This window comes from Accumulibacter sp. (genome assembly GCF_023806565.1).
Lineage (GTDB): Bacteria > Pseudomonadota > Gammaproteobacteria > Burkholderiales > Rhodocyclaceae > Accumulibacter.
The window spans coordinates 1-4,468 of sequence record NZ_JAMTDV010000050.1; the positions used below are offsets into that span (position 1 = coordinate 1).

Consider the following 4,468-nt stretch of genomic DNA (forward strand, 5'->3'; position numbering starts at 1 on the left):
AGATGCCGGTACGATTCACCGGCGCCTCGAAGTTGTCCACGCCCATCAGGCTGCCAACATAATTGCGGTTGAACCGCCCGCCACCATTGCTGATCACCTGCAGATAAGCCGAGCCGCCCTCCCAGCCGATCAGTTTCTGACCGTCGATCTGCACGATCAGGTCGACGTGACCGACATAGGTGCCCCCGGTCTTCAGGCCGCCGGTGTAGTTGTGCAGGAAATCGGCGGTGTAAAGCAGGTCGGTTTGAATTCCACTATCATACAACTTCTGGCGCGCGCCGCCCCAGTCGCCGCTGAGCGTCGTTCCCTGCCAATCCGGCGGGGCACTGCCTCCGGCATCCGCGGCTTCCTCGGCTCTCTCGTCGGCTGCGTCCGTGTGCTCGCCGGTCTCATCTGCTGCAGCTTGCAGTTCCTCATCGGCGGGCGCCGGCTCCTCCACTGCCGCAGCATGAACCCGAGGCATCGCCAACAACAGCGAGCACAGCATACCTCTGAGCAGGGCACAACGTCTCCCCAGTCTGTCGTCAAATCGCATGTGCCTTGTTCCTGAAAGGGGCATGTCAATTGCCTTTCTTCTTGGTGATTGACGCCACGCGCCGGGACGGATTGGTTTGTACGCAACCTGTGCACCCGCCACAGCCACCCTTGCTCTTCTCGCGGATGGATCGAGGCGAGGCGCCGGCATCGCCATGGGCAAGTCCGACACGCCGTGCCAGTCCTGCACTGCATTCCACAAGTGCGTCGCGCAGCACGCCAGGCATCAGCCGCCACGTGGCATAGCTGGCGGCGCAGACGACCGCGCCATAGACAACGAGTTCTTCAAGCATCACCGGCTCCCGAGAGGATGAGGGCAAGGCGATAGGTGATAAAAGCCGCGACATACGCCAGGGCGAACAGATAGCCGGCCATCAGCAGTGGATATCGCCAGGAATTGGTCTCGCGCTTGACCACTGCCAGAGTCGACAGGCACTGCGGCGAGAAGACGTACCAGGCGAGCAGCGAGAAAGCGGTCGGCAACGACCAGCTTGCCGACAGCATCGGCGCCAGTTGCTCCGCCACGTCCTCACCGGTGGCCGAGAGCGCATAGACCGTACCGAGGGCGCCCACCGCGACCTCTCTCGCCGCCATGCCGGGGACCAGCGCGATCGATATCTGCCAGTTGAAGCCGATCGGCGCGAAAATGACCTCGAGCGCGTGGCCGAGCATTCCGGCATAACTGTACTGAATCGCCGGGCCGCTGGCATCCGCCGGCGGAGCCGGAAAGGAAGACAGGAACCACAGCACCACCATCAGCGAAAGAATGATGTTGCCGACCCGCATGATGAAGATGCGGGCGCGCTCGAACAGACCCAGCAACAGATTGCGGGCATGTGGCCAGCGGTAGGACGGCAATTCGAGCATCAGCGGATGCTGCATCCCCTTCGCGACCGTCAGCTTGAGCACGCCCGCCACGGCCATGGCGCTCAGCACCCCGGCCACGTAGAGGATGAACAGCACGAGCCCCTGCAGATTGAATACGCCGGCCACGGTGTCCTCCGGGATGAACGCGCCAATGATCAGCGCGTATACCGGCAATCGCGCGGAGCAGGTCATCAACGGGGCAATCATGATCGTTGCCAGCCGGTCACGCCAGTTGGCGATGGTGCGCGTCGCCATGATGCCGGGAACGGCGCAGGCGAAACTTGAGAGCAGCGGAATGAACGATCGCCCCGAGAGACCGACGGTACCCATCAGGCGGTCGAGCAGGAAGGCGGCACGCGGTAGGTAACCCGAATCCTCCAGTGCGAGAATGAAGAGAAAGAGGATCAGAATCTGCGGCAGAAACACCAGCACACTGCCGACACCGGCGACGATGCCATCGACCAGCAGGCTGCGCAGAATCGTGTCGGGCATGCGCTCGGTGAGGAATTCGCCGAGCGCCTGGACACTGCTCTTGATCAGATCCATCGGCACGCTCGCCCAACTGAACACCGCCTGGAACATCAGGAACAGGGTCAGGGCCAGAACGAGCATTCCCCAGACCGGATGCAGCACGACGCGATCGATGCGCTCGTCCAGGCGCGTGTCGAGCGCCGGTTCGCGTACGGTGGCGGCGAGGATGCGCCGCACCTCACGCTGCGTGGCAGCGACGTCGGCGACATCCGGCGGCAGCCAGGCAACGGAATGTGACAGATCCTCCGCCACCATGGCGTCTAGCCGGGCGATCAGATCGCTCGCCCCGCCTCGCTTGACGGCAACGGTTCTGACCACCGGCATACCCAGCTCGCGCGCCAGTGCCGGCACGTCGATTTCGATCCCGCGCTTGACCGCCAGATCGGTCATGTTGAGCGCAAGAACCATTGGCAACCCCAAACGCCTGACCTCGAGAACGAGTCGCAGATTGAGCTTGAGGTTGGTGGCGTCGCTCACACAGACGATCAGATCGGGACGCTTTTCGCCAGCGAGCGTCCCCAGCACAACGTCGCGGGTGATCGCCTCGTCGATGCTGATGGCGTTGAGACTGTACGCGCCCGGCAGATCGAGTACGCGAAATTCCTTGCCTGACGCCGTCGTGAGCCAGCCTTCCTTGCGGTCGACGGTCACTCCGGGATAATTGGCAACCTTCTGCCGGCTTCCGGTCAGCAGGTTGAACAAGGCCGTCTTGCCGCAGTTCGGGTTGCCCAGCAGGGCCAGTCTCAACGCACCATTCGCGCCATTCATGTGCATTCTCCTTCCGTACGTGCCGGCGCCACCAGCACCCGCTCGGCCTCGAATCGGCGCAGGGCAAACATCGTGCTGCCCACACGCACCGCAACCGGATCACCCCCCGGAAATCCACGCGCGACGACGCGCACCCGCTCTCCATCGACAAACCCGATCTCGAAGAGCCTCAATGCGAGTGCCCGATCCCCAGTTTCGCCGCCGGCAGCGAGGAAGCCATTGCTGACCGTGGCTTCCTGACCGATCGGAAGGTCGAACAGGGTCATCGATTCCATCTGTTTCATACGATTCGATCCCTTTCCAGAAACACAGACTGATTCACATGCATGCGAAGAATGACCGCCGGCAAGAGTCTGCCCCGCCTTCCGTTCCCCGTACACCGACACACACAGAGCCAGTATACATGAGAATAATTCTCATTACTAGTGATTGGAGATGTTTCTTGAAATGGTCTTGTCTACTTGCCGAAAACCGGAGGAGTCCGCAGGAAACGCGCGCGGCTCCTGCCTGACAGTCGACAGGAATCGTGGCGGCAGCGCATTCGTGCTGCTCGCCAGGCGTGAGAAGACCTTGCTGGCCCCAAGCGTAGGGTCGCGCCTTGCCCTCTCCGCGATGCGCGTCACCTTTCCAGCATGATTGCCAAATAAGCTACGTACAGAACGCCGTTGAGCAGCAGGCTCCAGACGGGCAAACCCTTGCCGCGCGCCCAGACGCGCAGCCAGCCGACGGCGATCAGGGTTGCCAGCACCCCGGTGAAGACTTCGACACGTGGTTGCCAAGGAGTCAGCATGATGCCGATGGCGGGCAGCAAGGTCCCCTGAAAGACCATCGCGCCGGTGATGTTGCCGAACGCCAGGGTGTCCTTGTCCCGACGTATCCAGAGGATGCTGTTGACCTTCTCGGGGAGTTCGGTGGCAATCGGGATGATCAGCAAGGAGAGCAGCAGCGTCGAGATGCCCAGTAGGCGCGCGACGCCATCGACGCCATGAATGAAGCCCTTGGCGCCAAACAGGATGAGGGTAACACCAGCCGCCAGTTGCACGAGGATGGTGAATAGATTGGTCGGAAACCCCAGCCGGGAGAGGAACATCCTCTCCTCGGCCTCCGTACCGTGGCCATTCTCGACCAGATCGCTCGACGCACGCAGCGTAATCAGGACGTACACGAAGTACGTGAGCACCAGCGTGAAGCCGATGGCGGCTCGCAGGTAACGGGCGTCCGGCGGAACGAACATCGCCACCGCAGCGAGAGCGAAAGCAAACAGAAAGAAATCGAGGTCGCGCACGAAACCGGTATGTTCGGGGGCAACGAGACCGCCGAGCCCGCGACGCGCAGCGACCGACAAGGCCATCAGACAGGTAGACAGGGTAGACAACATGAGGGGAGCGCCGAGGATGGCGCCGACCCCGATTTCCTCGTTGACGCCGACGTCGCTGGTACCCGCAAACAGTGCCAGCAGCGGGACCGTCGTTTCCGGAAGCGCCGTACCGACCGCGGCGAAAAGCGATCCAGTGACTCCCTCCGATATTCTCAGTTTTTCGCCGAGGTGTTCCAGTGCATTGGTAAATAGCTCGGCAGCTGCGAGAATGAGGAAGAGCATCACGACCAGTTGCAGGACCAGGCTGATCATGACCACACCTGTGCTGCCAGGCCAGCGGTGCGCTGAGGGTTGCTTGCGGGAGGGAGCGCGGCGGCGGTCGCGCGGAAAGCTGTGTTCACTGTGGGCTCCGGCGGATCGGACAGCAAGAACCATGACGCACCGCTTCCT

The 4,468-nt window shown here is 62.2% G+C and carries 4 protein-coding genes and 1 pseudogene; all 5 read right to left on the minus strand.

Annotated elements, in window-relative coordinates; genetic code table 11:
- A pseudogene (locus NFV80_RS05740) lies at window positions 1–535 on the minus strand (hypothetical protein); the annotation flags it as partial.
- 25 nt (window positions 536–560) lie between these two features.
- Complete coding sequence (locus NFV80_RS05745; protein ID WP_295326980.1) at window positions 561–827, minus strand: hypothetical protein; 267 nt, start codon at window positions 825–827, stop codon at window positions 561–563.
- Complete coding sequence (locus NFV80_RS05750) at window positions 820–2,700, minus strand: ferrous iron transporter B (RefSeq protein WP_295326983.1); 1,881 nt, start codon at window positions 2,698–2,700, stop codon at window positions 820–822. The genes NFV80_RS05745 and NFV80_RS05750 overlap by 8 nt, the downstream gene beginning before the upstream one ends.
- Window positions 2,697–2,984 (minus strand): FeoA family protein, encoded by a 288-nt coding sequence (locus tag NFV80_RS05755; RefSeq protein WP_295326986.1) that lies wholly within the window; start codon window positions 2,982–2,984, stop codon window positions 2,697–2,699. Before NFV80_RS05755 ends, NFV80_RS05750 begins: the two co-directional genes overlap by 4 nt.
- 335 nt (window positions 2,985–3,319) lie before the next feature.
- Window positions 3,320–4,330 (minus strand): sodium:calcium antiporter, encoded by a 1,011-nt coding sequence (locus NFV80_RS05760; protein WP_295326989.1) that lies wholly within the window; start codon window positions 4,328–4,330, stop codon window positions 3,320–3,322.
- Window positions 4,331–4,468 lie beyond the last annotated feature (138 nt).

Excerpts from the sequence above, each read along its gene's own strand:
- NFV80_RS05745 (WP_295326980.1), bottom strand. The coding sequence starts at position 827 with ATGCTTGAAGAACTCGTTGTCTATGGCGCGGTCGTCTGCGCCGCCAGC.
- NFV80_RS05750 (WP_295326983.1), bottom strand. The coding sequence starts at position 2,700 with ATGAATGGCGCGAATGGTGCGTTGAGACTGGCCCTGCTGGGCAACCCG.
- NFV80_RS05760 (WP_295326989.1), bottom strand. The coding sequence starts at position 4,330 with ATGATCAGCCTGGTCCTGCAACTGGTCGTGATGCTCTTCCTCATTCTC.
- NFV80_RS05755 (WP_295326986.1), bottom strand. The coding sequence starts at position 2,984 with ATGAAACAGATGGAATCGATGACCCTGTTCGACCTTCCGATCGGTCAG.